The sequence below is a fragment of the Acidimicrobiales bacterium genome (assembly GCA_035316325.1).
Lineage (GTDB): Bacteria > Actinomycetota > Acidimicrobiia > Acidimicrobiales > VFJN01 > DASXTK01.
The window spans coordinates 1-18,662 of record DATHJB010000073.1; the positions used below are offsets into that span (position 1 = coordinate 1).

The window sequence follows — 18,662 nt, forward strand, 5'->3', positions numbered from 1 at the left end:
ATCGACCGGCCGGCGCTGGTGCTCGGCTCCACCCAGTCGGAGCGGGTGGTCGACCACTCGGTCGCCGCCTCGCTGGGCATCGAGGTGGTGCGGCGGCGGTCGGGCGGGGGAGCGGTGCTGCTGGTGCCGGGCGAGGTCGCCTGGGTCGACGTGATCGTGCCGGCCGGCGACCCCCTGTGGGACGACGACGTGGGCCGGTCGAGCCAGTGGCTGGGCCGGGTGTGGCAGGCGGCGCTGCACGACATGGGCATCGACGGCACGGCCCTCCACTCCGGGCCGCTGGCGTGCGGGCCGCTGGGCCGGCTGGTGTGCTTCTGCGCGGTCGGCCCCGGTGAGGTGACGCTCGGGGAGCAGAAGGTGGTCGGCATCAGCCAGCGCCGCACCCGGGCGGGCGCCCGCTTCCAGTGCGCGGTGTACGCCCACTGGGACCCCGGCCTCCTGCGCCCCCTGCTCCGCCTCGACGCCGCCGCCACCCGCGCGGTCGAGTCCTGCGCCCTCGGCATCGGCATCCCTGCCGACACCCTGGTCGCCGCTTTCCTGCGCCATCTGCCCGGTTGACTCGACGAGCGCCGGTCCCACATATCGCCTGCGGATCGTTGGCTTGTCGAATAGGATGCGAACGTGTGTTCGTCATCCCGTGGAGGTGGAACTGATGCGCGAGACTCGACTCGAAATGCCTCTGCCTGAGACGAAGCTGGTGTCGGCTCACGATGTCGCGCAGGAGCTCCGCAGGCGGATGCCCGACGCGGGCCAGGCGCAGCTCCACAAATGGAGCTACTACGCGCAGGCCTGGCACCTGATCCTCACCGGGGCTCCGTTGTTCGGGGAGGAGATCGAGGCGTACGCCCATGGTCCTGTCGTCGCCTCGCTGTGGAAGGCCGAGCGTCACGACTGGCCCCGTCCGCAGCCGATGCCGCTCGATGTAACGGGTCATCTGGTGCTCGATCTCGTCTTGGAGACCTACGGCTCGTGGCCGGCCTGGCAGCTCAAGCAGCAGACCCACCGCGAAGGGCCATGGCGTGACCTCATGGAGGACGACGGCCCGGCCGAGCCGTCGCCGGTGATCTCCCACGAGGCACTCCTCGAGTGGTTCGAGGGCACTGGCCAGGCTGAGCAGGTCAGGGCGCAGGCCTTCGCTCATGAGGACGCAGACGATGGTTACGCCCGAAGGACCGAACGGATTCGAGCATCGGGCGTGTACAGCCCGAACGGGCGACCGGTCGACGAGCACGTCTTGATCGCGCTCGAGAGGGCCAGTGGGGCGGAGCACGTCACCGACATCCGTCAGTAGATGTCCGACACGGCACGAGGCGACGAGCGGATCGTCGACCTCGACCACACGCACAGCGACCTGTTGTCGAAGTTTCCATCCCGGCGACTGGGCGAGCCCTGGACAGCGGTCGTGTCCGAAGCGATCCGGGCCGATGTCGCTCGATTCCTCGGGAACCAGTTCCGTGGCGTCGGACTGTTCGTCGGTAGCGAGCTCAGGGCAGTCGCGATCTGGCGGGTACCCAGCCTGTACGGATACCCGCCACCGCCTTCCAGCTGGGAGATCTGCTATCTCGCCAGCCACTCGAGCCACGCCCGCCAGGGCTACGCCTACCGGCTGAAGGTCGAGGTGCTCAGGCGGGCGAGCGCTGAGGGCATCCAGCGGGTGATCTCCTACGTCCATTGGGACAACGCAGCGATGCTGTCGCTGAACGACAAGCTGTACGCCCGACGCAGCAGGATCGCAGGGGACGACGAGTTCGCCCTCTGCGTCTGCATCGTCGACGAGTGTCTGCACCGCCTGAGCTTCTAGTGGTCGCTTTCCTGCGCCATCTGCCGGGTTGAGCGGGGGGTTCTGAGGGGGGCCAACGCCCACAGTGGCCCTGCCGCGCCCGGGGGTGCCTTGTCTGGTGGGAGGTTGTGGGGTAATTTCCCACGCTGTGGAGCAGAGTGGCACCGGAGGTGAGGAGCAGACCGGGGCGGTGGTGGCACCGGCGCGCCCGGCCGGGCCCCGCTTCTTCACCGGTTCGTTCGACCACTCGGTCGACATCAAGCACCGCCTCGTGCTGCCGTCGCCGTTCCGCACCCGCCTCGCGGAGGGCGCCTACCTGGGCCCGCTCGACGGCTTCCTGGGCCTCTGGCCCGAGGACGGGTTCGACGCCGTGCTGGAGCGCTGGTCCGACGGCGTCGGCCTCGGCATCGTCTCCGAGGAGGCCTACGAGGCCTTCATGGCCGCCACCTTCTACGTCCAGCCCGACGGCCAGGGCCGCATCCAGGTGCACAAGGACCTGCGGGGCTACGCCGAGATCGACGGTCCCGTGATGGTGGTCGGCGCCCGGGAGCGCATCGCCGTCTGGGCGAAGGACAGCTGGGACCAGCGCCAGGACTCCATCCCCGAGGGCCCCCACGCCGCCCTCCGCCAGGCCGCCAAGGACTTGAAGCTATGACGGTCAACTGCAGCGAAGCGCTGTTGACGCCGCTTGGGGTGGCGGCGGGGTGGTTGGACGGGCTGTGAGCGGCACCGAGCGCCCCGAGGGCCCCGAGGGCCCCCGCTTCGAGCACACCCCCGTGCTGGTCGACCTGGTGGTCGAGCTGTTCGGGCCGGTGCCCGCCGGCGTCGTGGTCGACGCCACCGTGGGCGGCGGCGGGCATGCCGCGGCCCTGCTCGACGCGCACCCGCACCTGTCGGTCGTCGGCCTCGACCAGGACCCCACCGCCGTCGCCGCCGCCCGCCGGCGCCTGGCCCGCTTCGGCGACCGGGCCACGATCGTCCGCGCCCGCTTCGACCGCCTGGCCGACACCCTCCACGACCTGGGCCACGAGGCCGCCAGCGGCACCTTCTTCGACCTGGGCGTCAGCTCGCCCCAGCTCGACCGGCCCGAGCGGGGCTTCAGCTACCGCGAGGACGGCCCGCTCGACATGCGCATGGACCCCGACCACGGTCCCAGCGCCGCCGACATCGTCAACCACGCCGAGGTCCACGAGCTGGCCCGCCTGCTGCAGCGCTACGGCGACGAGCGCTTCTCCCTGCGCGTCGCCCGGGCCGTGGTCGCCGCCCGCCCGATCTCGGGCACCAAGCAGCTGGCCGAGGTCGTGCGCGACGCCATCCCCGCCGCCACCCGCCGTACCGGCGGCCACCCCGCCCGCCGCACGTTCCAGGCGCTGCGCATCGCCGTCAACGACGAGCTCGACATCCTGCCGGGCGCCATCGACGACGCGATCGACGTGCTCACCCCCGGTGGGCGCTGCATCGTGCTCGCCTACCACTCGGGCGAGGACCGCATCGTCAAGGCCCGCTTCCGCCACGCCGCCACCGGTGGCTGGACCGGTCCGGCCCAGCTCCCGCCGCCGCCACACATCCATCCCGTCGTGACCCTGTTGCGTCGTGGGGCCTGGAAGGCCTCGCCCGCGGAGGTCGCGGCGAACCCCCGTTCGGAGGCCGTGCGAGCCCGCGCGGTCGAGAAGCTCCCCCTCGAAAAGGTGGCCTAGTCATGGCAACGGTCCACGTCCCCCGTGCATCCCGTGCGCTTCGTGGCGAGACGGCTCCGCAGACGCTTCCGGTCGAACGCACCCACCTGCGGGTGGTGCGGCCGGGAGCGCGGCGGCGGCCCATCCGGCTGACCCCACGGGCCGGCGTCACCATGGTGGTGCTGCTGTTCGTGGCGCTGTTCCTGGTGGCGGTGAGCCACGCCCTGCTCATCGAGAGCCAGATCCACCTCGACGAGCTCGACAAGCAGGTCGCCGAGGAGCAGGCCCAGTACGAGGACCTGCGTCACGAGGTCGCCGACCTGGAGTCGCCCGACCGCATCCAGTCGGCCGCGGCCGACATGGGGATGGTGCCGCCCGGCGAGACCGTGTGGATCACCCCCGAGGAGCCGGTCGCACCACCCGACGACCAGGCCGAGGCCGACGAGGACTCGCCGGACACCAGCTACACCGACGTCAAGCCGTATCTCGGTTCTTCGACGCCCTGACCGGAGCGGTGACAGCACCGTGAGCGCCACCCGGCGGAGCTCCCCACCCCGCCGGTCAGCGGCGGCGAACAAGGGCAAGGGAACGACCAATCGCGGGCACGACGGCTCCCCCCGTCGTGCCCCGGCCTCGACGTCCTCGGGCGCCGCGTCCCCGACGCGCGCCCGGGGCAAGGGCAAGGGCACCGGCACGACGACGAAGCGGCCGCCGGGCACCCGGCCCCCGCGGTCGGACCCGGCCTCGCGCACAGCCGAACCCTCCACCTCGACGAAGCAGTCGCCCCCGCCGTCGCGCCCCCGGCGCCCGCGGGTCGGGCCCGGCGAGCCGCACCGGCGCGCGGTCACGTTCCTCGGGATCATGGTGGTGCTGTTCGGGCTGGTCGGGCTGCGGCTGGTGATGGTCCAGGTCGTCGGCGCCGACTACTGGGCCAGCTACGGCGAGAACCAGCGGATCACCCCCATCCAGCTGGTGGCCGGACGGGGCGCCATCTTCGACCGCAACGGCTACGACCTGGCGATCACCGTCCAGCAGCCCACGTTCGTCGCCGACCCCCGCCTGATCACCGACCCGGAGGCCACGGCCGCGACCCTGGCCCCGATCCTGGGCCTCGACGCCCCGAAGCAGGAGGAGCTGCGGCAGCGCCTCGCCAAGGACGCTTCGTTCGTCTACGTCGCCCGCCAGGTGCCCACGGAGGTCGCCGAGAAGATCGAGGCCGAGAAGCTCGACGGCATCTGGTCGATCGACGAGTCGAAGCGCTTCAACCCGGCCGGCGAGCTGGGCCGCTCGCTGCTGGGCCGCGTCGGCGTCGACAACGAGGGCCTGTCCGCCCTGGAACTGCAGTACGACGACAACCTGGCGGGGGAGCCCGGCGAGCTGATCGTCGAGCGGGACCTGGAGGGCCGCACGATCCCGGCCGGCCGCCACGATCTCGACCCCGCCACCCCCGGCGACGACCTCGAGCTGACCATCGACCGCAACCTCCAGGTCGCGACCGAGGAGGTGCTGGCCGACGCCGTCCGCGACGAGCAGGCCAAGGGCGGGTACGCGATCATCACCAACCCGGAGAACGGCGAGATCCTGGCGCTGGCCAACATCGGGCTCGACGACGCCGGCAACCCGGTCAGCTCGGGCGAGAACGTGGCCCTCACCGCCAACTACGAGCCCGGCTCCGTCAACAAGGTGGTGACCCTGGCCGCGGCGCTGGAGGAGGGACTGTTCGAGCCCGACAGCGAGCTGATGGTGCCGGGGCGGCTGCAGGTGGCCGACCACGCGTTCACCGACGACCACCACCACCTCACCGAGCCGATGTCGCTCACCGACATCCTCACCGACTCGTCCAACGTGGGGACGATCATGGTGGCGCAGGAGCTGGGGAAGCAGAAGCTTTACGACTACCTTCGTGACTTCGGCTTCGGCCAGAAGACCGCGCTCGACTTCCCCCAAGAGGTGGCAGGGAGCCTCCTCGAACCGGCGGACTGGTCCGGCACGTCGATCGGCACCATCCCGATCGGCCACGGGGTCTCCGTCACCGCCATGCAGATGCTCTACGCCTACAACGCCATCGCCAACGACGGTGTGTACGTCCCCCCGAAGCTGGTGGACAACATCATCGACGCCGACGGCGAGCGGCGCCCCGGTCCCGAGGGCGAGTCCCACCGGGTGGTGTCGCCGACGACCGCGGCGCAGATGCGCGCGATGCTGGCCAACGTGGTGCGGGCCGGCACCGGCGAGGCCGCGGCGATCGAGGGCTACGAGGTGGCCGGCAAGACCGGCACCGCCCGCAAGCCGCAGGAGGGCGGCGGCTACGTCGATGCCGACGGCCGCACCCACAACGTGGCGACGTTCGCCGGTTTCATGCCGGCCGACGACCCCAAGCTGTCGGTGATCGTGGTGCTCGACGAGCCCCGCCAGGTGTACGCCTCGTCGACGGCGGCGCCGGCGTTCCGCGAGCTGTCCCGCTACGCCCTGCGCCTGATGCACGTGCCGCCCACCGGCTCCACGGGTACCAGCCCGACGGCGAACGTGGAGTCGCCGCTGGTGCGGGGCCAGGCCGCCGACCCGCCGCCCCCGCCACCGTCGGCCCCGACCACCGCTCTGCCCGTCTCCACCCCGCCCCCCACCACCCCGGTGCCCCTGGTGAACCCGCGGGCCCGCAGGGGCGGATAGCGGCCGTGTACCTGGGCGAGCTGGTGGCAGCGCTCGCGGGCACCGCACACGTGGTGCCGGCGGGCACGAAGATCGCGCTGGGCGCTCCTGAGGGCTCGACCTACAGGGGTCCGGACGTGTCGTCGGTGGTCCACGACACCCGCGACGTCACCCCCGGCGCCGTGTTCTGCTGCGTGCGGGGCGCCCGGGTCGACGGGCACGACCTCGCCGGCGCCGCGGTCACCGCGGGAGCCGTGGCGCTGTTGGTCGACCACGAGCTGGCCGTGGACGTCCCCCAGGTGGTGGTGCCGCACGTGCGGGCCGCCATGGGGCCGCTGGCCGCCCGGTTCTGGGGCGAGCCGTCGCGGCACCTGACCGTCGTCGGCGTGACCGGCACGGCCGGGAAGACCACGGTCACGCACCTGCTGCGGTCGGTCCTGGAGGCGGCGGGACGTCCCAGCGGGCTCATCGGCACCATCTCCGGGTTCCACACCACCCCCGACGCCACCGAGCTGCAGGCCATGCTGGCCGCCGAGCGCGACGCCGGTCGGGCCGCCGTGGTGATGGAGGTGTCGTCGCACGGCCTCGAACTGCACCGCGTCGACGGAACGCGCTTCGCCGTGGCCGTCTTCACCAACCTGTCGCGCGATCATCTCGACTTCCACCCCTCCATGGACGACTACTTCGCTGCCAAGGCCCGCCTGTTCTCCCCGGCGTTCACCGAACGTGCCGTGATCTGCGTCGACGACCCGTGGGGCCGGCGCCTGGCCGACGAGGCGCAGGTCCCGGTGACCACCTACAGCCTCGACGACGTCGCCGACCTGGAGGTCCGCGCCGACGGCTGCACCTTCACCTGGGCGGGCACGTCGATCCGCGTGGGCCTCCCCGGGCGCTTCAACGCCGCCAACGCCCTCGCCGCCGCCACCGTGGCCCGGGAGCTGGGCATCGAACCCGCCACGATCGCCCTCGGCCTCGCCGTCGCCGAGCCGCCGGCCGGGCGCTTCGAACCCATCGAGGGCTCCCAGCCGTTCACAGTCCTAGTGGACTACTCGCACAAGCCCGACGCCCTCGAGCAGGCCCTGGTCACCAGCCGGGAGCTGGTGCCCGAGGGGAACGTCACCGTCGTGTTCGGTTGCGGCGGCGACCGTGACGCCACGAAGCGCCCGGTCATGGGCGACGTCGCGGCTCGCCTCGCCGACCGGGTGGTGGTGACCTCCGACAACCCGCGCTCGGAGGACCCCATGGCCATCATCGACGAGATCCTGGGCGGCGTCCCCGACGACCGGCTGACGCACGTCACGGTCGAGCCCGACCGGCGACGGGCCATCGCGTCGGCGCTGGCGGCGGCCCGACCCGGCGACCTGGTGCTGGTGGCCGGCAAAGGCCACGAGACCACCCAGACCATCGGTGACAGGGTGCTCCCGTTCGACGACCGGGTCGAGACCCGCCGCGCCCTCGCCGACCTGGGCTTCACGGTGGCACCCGCAACGGCTCCGGGGGAGGCCGCCGGCTAGTGGTCCCCCTCCTCATCGCCGCGGGCATCAGCCTGGCCGTGTCGCTGCTGGGCACCCGCTACCTCATCGACTGGCTTCGGGCCCACCGCATGGGCCAGCCCATCCACGAGGACGTCCAGGGCCACATCGCCAAGGCCGGCACCCCGACCATGGGGGGCGTCGCCATCGTGGTGGCCGCCGCCATCGGCTACGCCGTCGCCCACCTCCACCGGGGTCTGCTGTTCACCCGCAGCGGCCTGCTGGTGATGCTGGCCATCGCCGCGGCCGGCATGGTCGGGGCGCTCGACGACTGGATCAAGATCAGCCACGAGCGCAACCTCGGCCTCAACCGGCGGGCCAAGATGGGCGGCCTGCTGGTGGTGGCCGTCGGCTTCGCGATCGGCACCGTGCTGTGGACCGACATCGAGACCACGCTCAGCTTCACCCGCTACAGCGAGCCGGGCTGGGAGCTGGGCGACTTCTGGTGGTGCGTGTGGGCGGTGCTGCTGCTCCTCGGCACCACCAACGCGGTCAACATCACCGACGGCCTCGACGGCCTGGCCGGCGGCATCTCCACCTACGCCTACCTGGCGCTCACCGTCGTCGCGTTCTGGGACTTCCGGAACCCGGAGGTCTACAAGGTCAACCACGCCCTCGACCTGGCCGTCATCGCCGCCGCCATGGTCGGCGCCATCATCGGCTTCCTGTGGTGGAACGCGCCCCCGGCGCAGGTGTTCATGGGCGACACGGGGTCGCTGGCCATCGGCGCCGGCCTCGCCGCGCTCGCGCTCACCCTCAACGCCCAGCTGCTCCTGCCCATCGTGGGCGCCGTGTTCGTGTTCGAGACCCTGTCGGTGATCCTCCAGATCGGCAGCTTCCAGCTGTTCCACCGGCGGATCTTCCGCATGGCGCCCGTGCACCACCACTTCGAGCTGGGGGGCTGGCCCGAGACCACCGTGATCATCCGCTTCTGGCTGATGGCGCTGATGGCGACCGCGGTGGCGCTGGGCATCTACTACGCCGACTTCGGCTCCACCGGCGGGTTGGACCGGCGCGAGGTGTGCACCGGTCAGACCGCCAACGCCGACCCCGTCTGCAACACCGATCGGGCGGGAGAGTGACCTTGAGCGAGCGTCCGTCCGCAGCGAGGTTCGCCGAGCGAGGCCCGGCGAAGAGCGAGCGCGGCCCGAGCGGCCCGCTGCGGAGCAGCAAGAGCGGGAAGCGATGAGCGACAGCTACCTGGTCGTGGGCTTCGGGGTGACGGGTGCTGCGGTGGCGCGGGCGCTGGTGCAGCGCGGCGAGCACGTGGTGGCGGTCGACGACCGGCCCGGTGACGCGGCTGTCGAGGCGGCCCGGGAGCTGGGCCTGGAGCTGGTCGCCGGGCCCGACGTGACACGCCTCGGCGAGCTGGTGCGGGACGCGTCGGCGCTGCTGCCGGCGCCGGGCCTGCCCGCGACCCATCCGGCGTTCGACCTGGCCCGGGAGCTGGGCACGCCGGTGCTGTCGGAGTTCGACCTGGCCGCCCGCTGGGACGACCGCCCGCTGCTGGCCATCACCGGCACCGACGGCAAGACCACGGTGACCACCCTGACCTGCGAGATGCTGGAGGCGTCGGGGCTGGCGGCACAGGCGGTCGGCAACACCCCGGTGCCGCTGGTCGCCGCCGTCGACGACCCGACCGTCGACGTGTTCGTGGTGGAGGCGTCGTCGTTCCGGCTCGACCACTCGCGCCGCTTCGCCCCGGCCGTCGGCACCTGGCTCAACTTCGCCCCCGACCACCTCGACAACCACCGCTCGCTGGCCGAGTACGAAGCCGCCAAGGCCCGCATCTGGCGCGACCAGAGCGCCGACCAGGTGGCGATCGGCAACGTCGACGACCCGGTCGTGGCCCGCCACCTGGCCGCCGCGCCCGCCCGCCGCATCGGGTTCGGGCGTGACGCCGGCGAGGGCGCCTACCGCGTCGCCGACGGCGTGCTGGTCACACCCGGCGGCGCCGAGCTGGCCCGGGTCGACGAACTGCCCCGCAGCTTCCCCCACGACCTGCTCAACGGCCTGGCCGCGGCGGCCACCGCGCTGGCGGGCGGGGGGTCGCTCGACGGTGTCCGGGCCGCGCTGAGGGGCTTCGACGGGCTCCCCCATCGGGTCACGCTGGTGGGCGAGGCTGGGGGTGTGCGCTTCTTCGACGACTCCAAGGCGACGACACCCCACGCGGTGCTCGCGGCCGTCGAAGGCTTCCCCTCGCTGGTGCTGATCTGCGGCGGGCGCAACAAGGGCCTCGACCTGTCTTCGCTGGCCGCGGCCGCGCCCCGCACGCGGGCGGTGGTGGCCATCGGCGACGCCACGTCCGAGGTCACCGCGGCCTTCCTGCCCACCGGTGTCCCGGTGCGGCCGGCGGCGTCGATGGACGAGGCCGTGGCGCTGGCGGCGGCCGCGGCCGAGCCGGGCGACGCGGTGCTGCTGTCGCCGGGCTGCGCCAGCTTCGACTGGTACCGCTCCTACGGCGAGCGCGGCGACGACTTCGCCCGCGCCGTGCAGGCCCACCTGGCGGCGAACGGGGCGGGGGAGCGGGCGACATGACCAGCACCACCTTCGACCCCCGGCTGGCGCGGCTGCTGCGGTGGCGTCGCTCCGGGGCCGCGGCCACCGATGGCGTGGTGGCGGGCCGCCGGCACAACTCGATGTTCCTCGGCATCGCCTTCCTCGTGGCGGTGCTCAACCTGTTCGGCCTGGTGATGGTGCTCTCGGCGTCGTCGGCCTACGCCCTCGACCGCTACGGCAGCTCCTGGTACCACGTCACCCGGCAGGCCACCTGGGCGCTGGCCGGCACCGGGGTGCTGGTGCTGATCGCCCGCGTCGACTACCACCGCTGGCGCCGCCTGGCCGCGCCGATGCTGTGGACGTCGCTGGTGCTGCTGGCCGCGGTGCTGGTGATCGGCACCGACCACAACGGCTCCCGGCGCTGGATCGGCTACGGCGCCCTCATGATCCAGCCGGCCGAGCTGGTGAAGCTGACGTTCCTCATCTGGGTGGCCGACCTGCTGGCCCGCCGGTCCAAGTGGATGCACAACACCCGGGCGACGCTGCGGCCGGTGATCGTGGCTCTGGCGGTGGTCGCCGGCCTGGTGATGCTGCAGCCGAACCTGGGCACCATGCTGGTGATCGCCGGCATCGCCCTGTCGATGGTCTTCGTGGCCGGCGTGCCGCTGGGCCCGATCGTGCGCTGGGCCGGCGTGGGAGTGGGCCTGGCCACGTTCCTGGCGCTGGCGGCGCCCTACCGCCGGGACCGGGTGTTCTCGTTCCTCGACCCCATGGCCGACCCGCGGGGCGAGAACTACCAGAGCGTCCAGTCGCTGGTGGGCCTGGCGTCCGGCGGGTTCGCCGGCAGCGGGCTGGGCGCCAGCCGGGCCAAGCTCGGCTTCCTGCCCTACGCCCACAGCGACTTCATCTTCGCCATCATCGGCGAGGAGCTGGGCCTGGTGGGCGCCCTCGTGGTGGTGGCGCTGTTCGTCCTGTTCGGCGTCCTGGGCATCCGGGTGGCGCTGCACGCCCCCGACCGGTTCGGGATGCTGCTGGCGGTGGGCATCACCGCCTGGTTCCTGTTCCAGGCGTTCGTGAACATCGCCGTGGTGGCGGGGGTGCTGCCCGTCACCGGGGTGCCGCTGCCGTTCGTGAGCTACGGCGGCTCGTCGCTGATCTTCAGCATGGGCGCCGCGGGCCTGCTGCTGGCGGTCGCCCGCCAGGCCATCACCCCCCGTTCGTCGGCGGACCTCGACGAGTTGCCCGAGGCCAGGCCCGGCGTCGTCAAGGATGTCGACGATGTCGGCGGGCGGCACCTGGACGCCGATGGCCGAGAGACCAAGCCGGTCCGCCCGGGATCTCGAAGAGGAGCCAAGACGTGAGTCGCAAGCGGCGGGAGAGCGACACCTACGCCCTGGTGGTGGGGGGCGGCACGGCGGGGCACGTGATGCCGGCGCTGGCCATCGCCCGCGGGCTGGTCGAGCAGGGGCACCCGGCGTCGTCGCTGCACCTGGTGGGCAGCGAGCGGGGCCTGGAGGCCAAGCTGTTCCCGGCGTCCGACTTCGCCCACACGCTGCTGCCCGGCCGGGGCATCGAGCGGCGGATCAGCCTGCAGAACGTCCGCTCGCTCGGCCAGCTGGTGCGGGCGATGGGCCGGGCCTGGCGCCTGGTGGGGCGGCTGAAGCCTCGGGTGGTGGTGTCGGTGGGCGGCTACGCCAGCGTCCCCTGCGCCCTGGCCGCCGTGGTGCGGCGCATCCCGATCGTGGTCGCCGAGCAGAACGCCGCCCCGGGCGCGGCGAACCGCCTGGTGGGCCGGTTCGCCAAGGCGTGCGCGGTGTCGTTCCCCGACACGCCGCTGCCCCGTGCGGTCGTCACCGGCAACCCGGTGCGGCCCGAGATCCTGGCCATCGACCGCCGCCACGACAGCGAGACCGCCCGCCACAAGCTCGACGTCTACCCCGGTCGCAAGGTGCTGCTGATCTTCGGCGGGTCGCTGGGGGCGCTGAAGATCAACAAGGCGGTGCTGGCGGCCCTGAAGCGCTGGTCGTCGCGCACCGACCTGCACGTGCGCCACATCGTCGGCCGGCGCGACTGGGACGAGCTGATGTCGGGCGGGCCGCCCCTGTCGTCGGGCGTGCCGCTGCGCTACCAGGCCGTGGAGTACGACGACGACATGCCCACCTCGCTGGCCGCCGCCGACCTGGTGGTGTGCCGGGCCGGGTCGAGCACGTGCTTCGAGCTGCTGGCGGCGGGCCTGCCGTCGATCCTGGTGCCGTCGCCGTTCGTCACCGCCGACCACCAGACCGCCAACGCCCGGCACATGTGGACGGCCGGCGCGTCCGAGGTGATCCCCGACGCCGAGCTCGACGGGGCCCGCCTGGTCGCGGAGGTCGACACCCTGCTGGAGGACCCGCGCCGCCTCGACACGATGGCCACCGCGGCCCGCCGCGCCGCCCGGCCGGACGCCGCCCGCGACATCGCCCGCCTCGCCGAGGAGCACGCCCGTGCCTGAGGCCGACCGAACGGGAGGCCGTGGCCTGAGCGGCCCGGCGCCGCAGGCGCCAAGAGCGGGGAGCACTCCCTTGGCCAAGGCCGGCGACAGCGACACCGAGACGTACGCGCACGTCTTCGTCACCAACATCGGCGGCGCCGGGATGAGCGCCGTGGCGACGTTGCTGGCCGAGCGGGGCCACGCCGTCAGCGGCCACGACCCGGCCGAGACCACGCCGTTCGTGGCGCCGCTGCGGGCGCTGGGCGTCGACGTCGCCACCGGCTCGGAGCAGCCCGCGCTCGACGCCGAGGTGACGGCTGTGGTCGTCTCCACGGCCACGCCGGCGGACAACCCGGCCGTGGTCGACGCCCGGGGCCGCGACCTCCCGGTGCTCCACCGCGCCGACGCCCTGGCCTGGCTGACCAGCGAGCGGACCACGGTGTCCGTCGCCGGCACCCACGGCAAGACCACCACGTCGGCCATGCTCGCCACCATCCTCGACACCGTGGGCGTGAAGCCCGGCTGGGTGGTGGGGGCGCCGATCCCCGGGCTCGGGCGCAGCTCGGCGTGGGGCGGCGACGGACCGCTGGTGGTGGAGGCCGACGAGAGCGACGGCACCTTCCTGCGCCTGGCCACCGACGTGGCCGTGGTGACCAACGTCGAGCCCGACCACCTGGAGCACTACGGCAGCTTCGAGGCGCTGGTCGAGGCCTTCCGGTCGTTCCTGGCGAACGCCGAGCAGCGGGTCGTGTGCGCCGACGACACGTTCGCCGGCGAGCTCGGCCAGGAGGTCCGCGCCGTGCGCTACGGCACCGACCCGTCGGCCGATGTCCGCATCGTCGATCCCGTCAGCACCGCCGAGGGCCTCTCGTTCGGGCTGGTGCAGGCCGGTAGCCCGGAGCCCGTGCCGGTGCGGCTCCAGGTCCACGGGATGCACAACGCCCGCAACGCCACCGCCGCCGTCACCGCGGCCGTGCTGGTCGGCGTGCCGCTGGTCGACGCCGCCGCCGCGCTGGACGACTACGTGGGCGTGGCCCGCCGCTTCGAGGCCCGGGGCGAGGCCTTCGGGGCCACCCTGGTCGACGACTACGCCCACCTGCCCACCGAGGTGGCGGCGGCCATCGCCGCGGCCCGGGAGCTGGACGGCCGGCGGGTGGTGTGCGTCTTCCAACCCCACCGCTACAGCCGCACCGAAGCCCACGGGCGCGACTTCGCCTCGGCGTTCACCGAGGCCGACCTGCTGGCGATCACCGACGTCTACGCCGCGGGCGAGGCGCCCCGGCCGGGCGTGTCGGGGAAGCTGGTGGTCGACGCCGTGCTCGACGCCGATCCGGCGGCCCAGGTCGCCTACCTGCCCCACCTCGACGACGTCGTGCTGTGGCTCCGCCAGACCCTCCGCCCCGGCGACGTGTGCCTCACGCTCGGCGCCGGCGACCTCACCACCGTCCCCACCCGCCTGGTCGAGCTGTCCACCCGCTCGGGATGACCGTCGCAGCCGCCGCCGCGCTGCTGGGCGACCTCGCCCGGCGGGACGAACCCATCGGCCCCCGGACGACCTACCGGGTGGGCGGCCGGGCGGCGCTGTTCGTGGAGCTGACCTCAGACGACGACGTCCGGCGGGTCGCGGCGGCGGTGGCCGAGACCGCGGTGCCGGTCCTGGTCGTGGGCAAGGGCTCGAACCTGCTGGTCACCGACGCCGGGTTCCCGGGCCTGGCCCTGGCCCTGGGCGACGCCTTCGCCGGGGTCGACGTCGACGCCACGGTGGTGCGGGCCGGCGGGGCGGCCTCGCTGCCGGTGGTCGCCCGCCAGACCGTGCGGGCGGGGCTCACCGGCTTCGAGTGGGCCGTGGGCGTGCCGGGGTCGATCGGGGGCGCGGTGCGGATGAACGCCGGCGGCCACGGGTCGGAGATGGCCCACGCCCTGCGGTCGGTGCGGCTGGTCGACCTGCGCTCCGGCGCCGACACCGAGGTGGCCGCCGACGACCTCGACCTCGGCTACCGCCACTCCAACGTCGCCGCCCACCAGCTGGTGCTGTTCGCCGAGCTGGCGCTCGCCGCGGGCGACCGGGCCAAGGGCGAGGCCGAGCTGTCCGAGATCGTGGCCTGGCGGCGGGCCAACCAGCCGGGCGGGCAGAACGCCGGCTCGGTGTTCGCCAACCCGCCGGGCGACTCGGCCGGCCGCCTGATCGAGGCCGCGGGGTGCAAGGGCCTGCGGGTCGGCTCCGCCGAGGTGTCGACCAAGCACGCCAACTTCTTCCAGGCCGACGCGGGCGGCTCGGCCGACGACGTCCACGCCCTGATGCTCGAGGTGGGCCGCCGGGTGGAGGACGCCTTCGGGGTCCGGCTGCGGGCGGAGACGCGGCTGGTGGGGTTCGGATCGTCAGGGGACGGCGATGGCTGACGACGTCGACCTCTGGGAGCACCTCCGCTACGACGACACCGTCAAGATGGCGATCGACGAGGACGAGCTCGCCGCCGCCCTGGCCCTGGCCGCGGCCGCCGCCAAGTCGCCGCCGAAGCCGAGGCCGAAGCCGGTGCCGAAGGCGGTGCCCGTGCCGGATCCCGGTCCCGCCGAGCAGTCGGTCGACGAGCTTCTGGCCGAGATCGAGGCGTTCGCCGCCACGGAGGATTCCGCCGAGGCGGCGCCGGTCGTCGACGACGAGACGGAGTCCACGGACGACGAGCCCGACCTCGAACCAGAAGCCCAACCCGAGGACGAGCCCGAGGACGACGAATCCGAGGATGACGACGAACCAGCCGACAACGTCCGGCAGATCGGAGCGCGGGCGGCCAAGGCCGACGGGCCCGACAGCGGCGAAGGCGCGGTCGTCGACCCCGCCGTGGTGGTCCACGACCGCATGCGGGCGCGACGGATCGCCGTCCGCCGCGACGAGGGCCTCCGGCGCCTGCGCCGGCTGGCCTGGGTCCTCGGCGGCCTGGTGCTGCTGGTCGACGGCGCCGCCCTGGCCCACACGCCGCTCGCCGACGTCGACCACGTCGTCGTCCAGAGCGGGGCGCAGACCAGCGCCGCCGCCATCCGGGCCGCGTCCGGCCTCCACACCGGCGACGCCCTCCTCACCCTCGACGAGCACGGCGCCGAGGACGCCATCGAGGAGCTGAGCTGGGTCGACCGCGCCGACGTCCAGCGCCGCTGGCCCGACACCGTCCGCATCAGCGTCACCGAGCGCGTCCCCGCCGCCATCCTGCAGACCACCGGGCCCGACCTGCCCCTCGCCCTGGTCGACGCCACGGGCCGCGTCCTGCGCATCGGCGGCCCGGTCCCGCCCGGCCTGGTCACGGTCACGGGCGTGCCGCGGGCCATGGGCGAAGGCGAGCAGCTCCCCGAGGAGGCCCGCGCCGCGCTGAAGATCGCTCTGGCCGCACCCCCGCGGGCCCCGGGCGCGTTCCGCAGCGTGTCGACCGATCTCGAAGGCACCCTGAACAGCGGCGTCCTCGTGCGGTTCGGGTCGCTCGACGACCTCGACGAGAAGCTCATCGCGGTCGCCACCGCACTGGCACGGGTCGACATGAGTTGTGCCGACGTGCTCGACGTGAAGGTCCACGGCAACCCGACGGTGTCCCGTCGCGCTTGTTGATGGATGGTACGTTTCCCGAGGTTCATCGCAGGTTCCAACCATCGGGTCAGCCCCACGCCCCCTGACGGCCGTACCGGCCGCCGCTGACCCTCGACGCACGGTGGAGGTGTACGACCTATGGCCGGGAATCCCCAGAACTACTTGGCCGTGATCAAGGTCGTCGGGATCGGTGGTGGCGGTGTGAACGCCGTCAACCGCATGATCGACGCCGGTCTCAAGGGGGTCGAGTTCATCGCCATCAACACCGACGCCCAGGCGCTGTTGATGAGCGATGCCGACGCCAAGCTCGACATCGGCCGTGATCTGACCCGCGGCCTCGGTGCCGGGAGCGACCCCGAGGTGGGTCGGCAGGCGGCCGAGGAGCACCGCGAGGAGATCGAGGAGACGCTCAAGGGCGCGGACATGGTGTTCATCACCGCCGGCAAGGGTGGTGGTACCGGGACAGGCGGGGCGCCGGTTGTCGCGGAGGTGGCCAAGAGCATCGGGGCGCTCACCATTGGGGTGGTGACACGGCCCTTCTCCTTCGAGGGTCGCCGAAGGTCCGTGCAGGCCGAGCAGGGCATCCAGCGCCTGAAGGAGAAGGTCGACACCCTCATCGTGATCCCGAACGACCGGTTGCTGACCGTGTCGAACGAGAAGACGTCGATGGTCAACGCCTTCAAGATGGCCGACGAGGTCCTGCTCCAGGGCGTCCAGGGGATCACCGACCTGATCACCACGCCCGGCCTGATCAACACCGACTTCGCCGACGTGAAGATGATCATGAGCAACGCGGGTTCCGCGCTCATGGGCATCGGCTACGGCACCGGCGAGGGCCGCTCCCTGCAGGCCGCCCGCAACGCCATCTCCAGCCCGCTGCTGGAGGCGTCGATCGAGGGCGCCCGCGGCATCCTGCTCACCATCGCCGGCGGCAGCGACCTGGGCCTGTTCGAGGTCAACGAGGCCGCCGAGATCATCCACGGCGTGACGCACCCCGACGCCAACATCATCTTCGGGTCGATCATCGACGACGAGATGGGCGACGAGGTGCGGGTCACCGTCATCGCAGCGGGCTTCGACCGCTGGGACGACGGCCACGAGGTCACGTCCAGCCGGTCGCGCACGCCGACCACGTCGTCGCCGTCCCCTTCGCCGTCGCCGGTGTCGGCGGTGCCGCCGTCCTCGTCGTCGTCCTCGAGCCGCCCGCTCGACGACGTCGACTACAGCCGGCGCCGCAACCGCGACCTCGAGGACCTCGACAGCGAGGACGAGTTCGACGTCCCGTCGTTCCTGAAGTGACAACGGTTGTGCGGCGCCAGCCGCCCCATCGCCCTTGGGGGCGGCGGCGGGGCGGTTGGAACGGGTAGTCGTGAGCCCGGTGCAGGTCCGGTTCACCGCCGCGGCCGACGGCGACCTGTCGATCCTGCAGGACCCGACCGTGGTCGCGGCCCGGCGCCGCGGGGTGGTCGATCTGCCCTGGACGTGGCTGCGGCAGGTCCACGGCGCCGACGTCGTGGTGATCGGGTCGCCGGGCGACGGTGCCGGCCGCGAGGCCGACGCCGCCGTGACCGCCCAGCCGGGCGCGGTGCTCGCCGTCCAGACCGCCGACTGCGCGCCGGTGGCCCTGGTGTCGCCCGAGGGTGTGGTCGGTGCCGTGCACGCCGGCTGGCGGGGCCTCCACCAGGGCGTGCTGCAGGGCGCCGTCAAGGCGATGCACGACCTGGGCGCCACCGACGTCGCCGCGACGCTGGGCCCCTGCATCCACGCCGAGTGCTACGAGTTCGGCGCCGACGACCTCGCCCTCATCGCCGGACGCTTCGGCGACGGGGTGCGCGGCACCACGAAGAGTGGCACCCCCGCCCTCGACGTCCCGGCCGCAGTGCGCGCGGCCCTAGCCGAGGCCGGCATCGAGCAGGTCGACGACGTGGACGTCTGCACGGCCTGCGACGCCCGCTACTTCTCCCACCGGGCCCGCGGCGACACCGGGCGTCAGGCGCTAGTGGTCTGGCTGGACCCGTGACCGACCTCGCCGCCCGCCTCGATGCCGTCTGGGAGCGGATCGCGGCGGCGGGCGGGTCGCCGGAGCGGGTGACGCTGGTGGCGGTCACGAAGGGCCACGGTGTGGACGTCGTGCGTGAGGCCCTGGCGGCCGGCCAGACGGACCTGGGGGAGAGCTACGCCCAGGAGCTGTTGACGAAGGTGGAGGAGCCGGGCCCTCGGTGGCACTTCGTCGGCCGCATCCAGACCAACAAGGTCCGGACGATCGCGCCCTACGTGGCGCTGTGGCACGGCGTCGACCGGGCGTCGGCGGGGCGGGAGATCGCGCGCCGGGCTCCGGGCTCCCGGGTGCTCGTCCAGGTGAACGTCACGGGCGAGGCGACGAAGGCCGGCTGCACGGTCGAGGCGCTCCCGGAGCTCTTGGAGACGCTCCGCGGGGACGGCCTCGACGTCCGCGGACTGATGACGATCGCGCCCCTCGGCG

Annotated in this window: 18 protein-coding genes; all 18 read left to right on the forward strand. The window is 73.1% G+C overall.

The window, feature by feature from the left end; translation table 11 throughout:
- Positions 1-558, forward strand: a 558-nt coding sequence (locus VK611_10180; protein ID HMG41688.1) for a hypothetical protein, incomplete at its 5' end; no start/stop codon positions are given.
- A 79-nt stretch (positions 559-637) separates the two neighbouring features.
- Positions 638-1,291 carry a type II toxin-antitoxin system antitoxin SocA domain-containing protein gene (locus VK611_10185; protein ID HMG41689.1) on the forward strand — a complete coding sequence of 218 codons (654 nt, stop codon included), beginning with the start codon at positions 638-640 and terminating at the stop codon, positions 1,289-1,291.
- Positions 1,292-1,801: a hypothetical protein gene (locus tag VK611_10190; protein ID HMG41690.1), complete on the forward strand. Its 510-nt coding sequence runs from the start codon at positions 1,292-1,294 to the stop codon at positions 1,799-1,801.
- Positions 1,802-1,928: 127 nt separating this feature from the next.
- The gene (locus tag VK611_10195) at positions 1,929-2,435 is read left to right on the forward strand and encodes a hypothetical protein (protein HMG41691.1); all 507 of its coding nucleotides are present in this window, start codon (positions 1,929-1,931) and stop codon (positions 2,433-2,435) included.
- A 64-nt stretch (positions 2,436-2,499) separates the two neighbouring features.
- Positions 2,500-3,477: a 16S rRNA (cytosine(1402)-N(4))-methyltransferase RsmH gene (rsmH, locus tag VK611_10200; protein ID HMG41692.1), complete on the forward strand. Its 978-nt coding sequence runs from the start codon at positions 2,500-2,502 to the stop codon at positions 3,475-3,477.
- Positions 3,478-3,479: 2 nt separating this feature from the next.
- Positions 3,480-3,962 carry a septum formation initiator family protein gene (locus VK611_10205; protein ID HMG41693.1) on the forward strand — a complete coding sequence of 161 codons (483 nt, stop codon included), beginning with the start codon at positions 3,480-3,482 and terminating at the stop codon, positions 3,960-3,962.
- A gap of 355 nt (positions 3,963-4,317) precedes the next feature.
- Positions 4,318-6,126, forward strand: coding sequence for a penicillin-binding protein 2 (locus VK611_10210; GenBank protein ID HMG41694.1), 1,809 nt, complete (start codon positions 4,318-4,320; stop codon positions 6,124-6,126).
- 5 nt (positions 6,127-6,131) lie between these two features.
- Entirely contained in the window at positions 6,132-7,619 is a 1,488-nt protein-coding gene (locus tag VK611_10215; protein ID HMG41695.1) for a UDP-N-acetylmuramoyl-L-alanyl-D-glutamate--2,6-diaminopimelate ligase, read from the forward strand.
- Positions 7,619-8,719, forward strand: a complete 1,101-nt coding sequence (gene mraY / locus VK611_10220) for a phospho-N-acetylmuramoyl-pentapeptide-transferase (protein ID HMG41696.1) — start codon at positions 7,619-7,621, stop codon at positions 8,717-8,719. The genes VK611_10215 and mraY overlap by 1 nt, the downstream gene beginning before the upstream one ends.
- Before the next feature lie 103 nt (positions 8,720-8,822).
- Positions 8,823-10,175 carry a UDP-N-acetylmuramoyl-L-alanine--D-glutamate ligase gene (murD, locus tag VK611_10225; protein HMG41697.1) on the forward strand — a complete coding sequence of 451 codons (1,353 nt, stop codon included), beginning with the start codon at positions 8,823-8,825 and terminating at the stop codon, positions 10,173-10,175.
- Positions 10,172-11,497 carry a putative lipid II flippase FtsW gene (gene ftsW / locus VK611_10230; protein ID HMG41698.1) on the forward strand — a complete coding sequence of 442 codons (1,326 nt, stop codon included), beginning with the start codon at positions 10,172-10,174 and terminating at the stop codon, positions 11,495-11,497. The genes murD and ftsW overlap by 4 nt, the downstream gene beginning before the upstream one ends.
- A complete protein-coding gene (murG, locus tag VK611_10235) occupies positions 11,494-12,627 on the forward strand; it encodes an undecaprenyldiphospho-muramoylpentapeptide beta-N-acetylglucosaminyltransferase (protein HMG41699.1) in 1,134 nt (377 codons plus the stop codon). Before ftsW ends, murG begins: the two co-directional genes overlap by 4 nt.
- Positions 12,628-12,697: 70 nt before the next feature.
- Positions 12,698-14,092, forward strand: a complete 1,395-nt coding sequence (gene murC / locus VK611_10240) for a UDP-N-acetylmuramate--L-alanine ligase (protein ID HMG41700.1) — start codon at positions 12,698-12,700, stop codon at positions 14,090-14,092.
- The gene (murB, locus tag VK611_10245) at positions 14,089-15,006 is read left to right on the forward strand and encodes a UDP-N-acetylmuramate dehydrogenase (protein HMG41701.1); all 918 of its coding nucleotides are present in this window, start codon (positions 14,089-14,091) and stop codon (positions 15,004-15,006) included. Before murC ends, murB begins: the two co-directional genes overlap by 4 nt.
- Complete coding sequence (locus VK611_10250; protein ID HMG41702.1) at positions 14,999-16,201, forward strand: FtsQ-type POTRA domain-containing protein; 1,203 nt, start codon at positions 14,999-15,001, stop codon at positions 16,199-16,201. Before murB ends, VK611_10250 begins: the two co-directional genes overlap by 8 nt.
- A 117-nt stretch (positions 16,202-16,318) precedes the next feature.
- Positions 16,319-17,479, forward strand: a complete 1,161-nt coding sequence (ftsZ, locus tag VK611_10255; GenBank protein ID HMG41703.1) for a cell division protein FtsZ — start codon at positions 16,319-16,321, stop codon at positions 17,477-17,479.
- Between the two features lie 70 nt (positions 17,480-17,549).
- Positions 17,550-18,200, forward strand: a complete 651-nt coding sequence (locus tag VK611_10260; protein ID HMG41704.1) for a polyphenol oxidase family protein — start codon at positions 17,550-17,552, stop codon at positions 18,198-18,200.
- The coding region (locus VK611_10265) for an alanine racemase (GenBank protein HMG41705.1) at positions 18,197-18,662 on the forward strand (466 nt) is incomplete at its 3' end. The genes VK611_10260 and VK611_10265, both read left to right, overlap by 4 nt.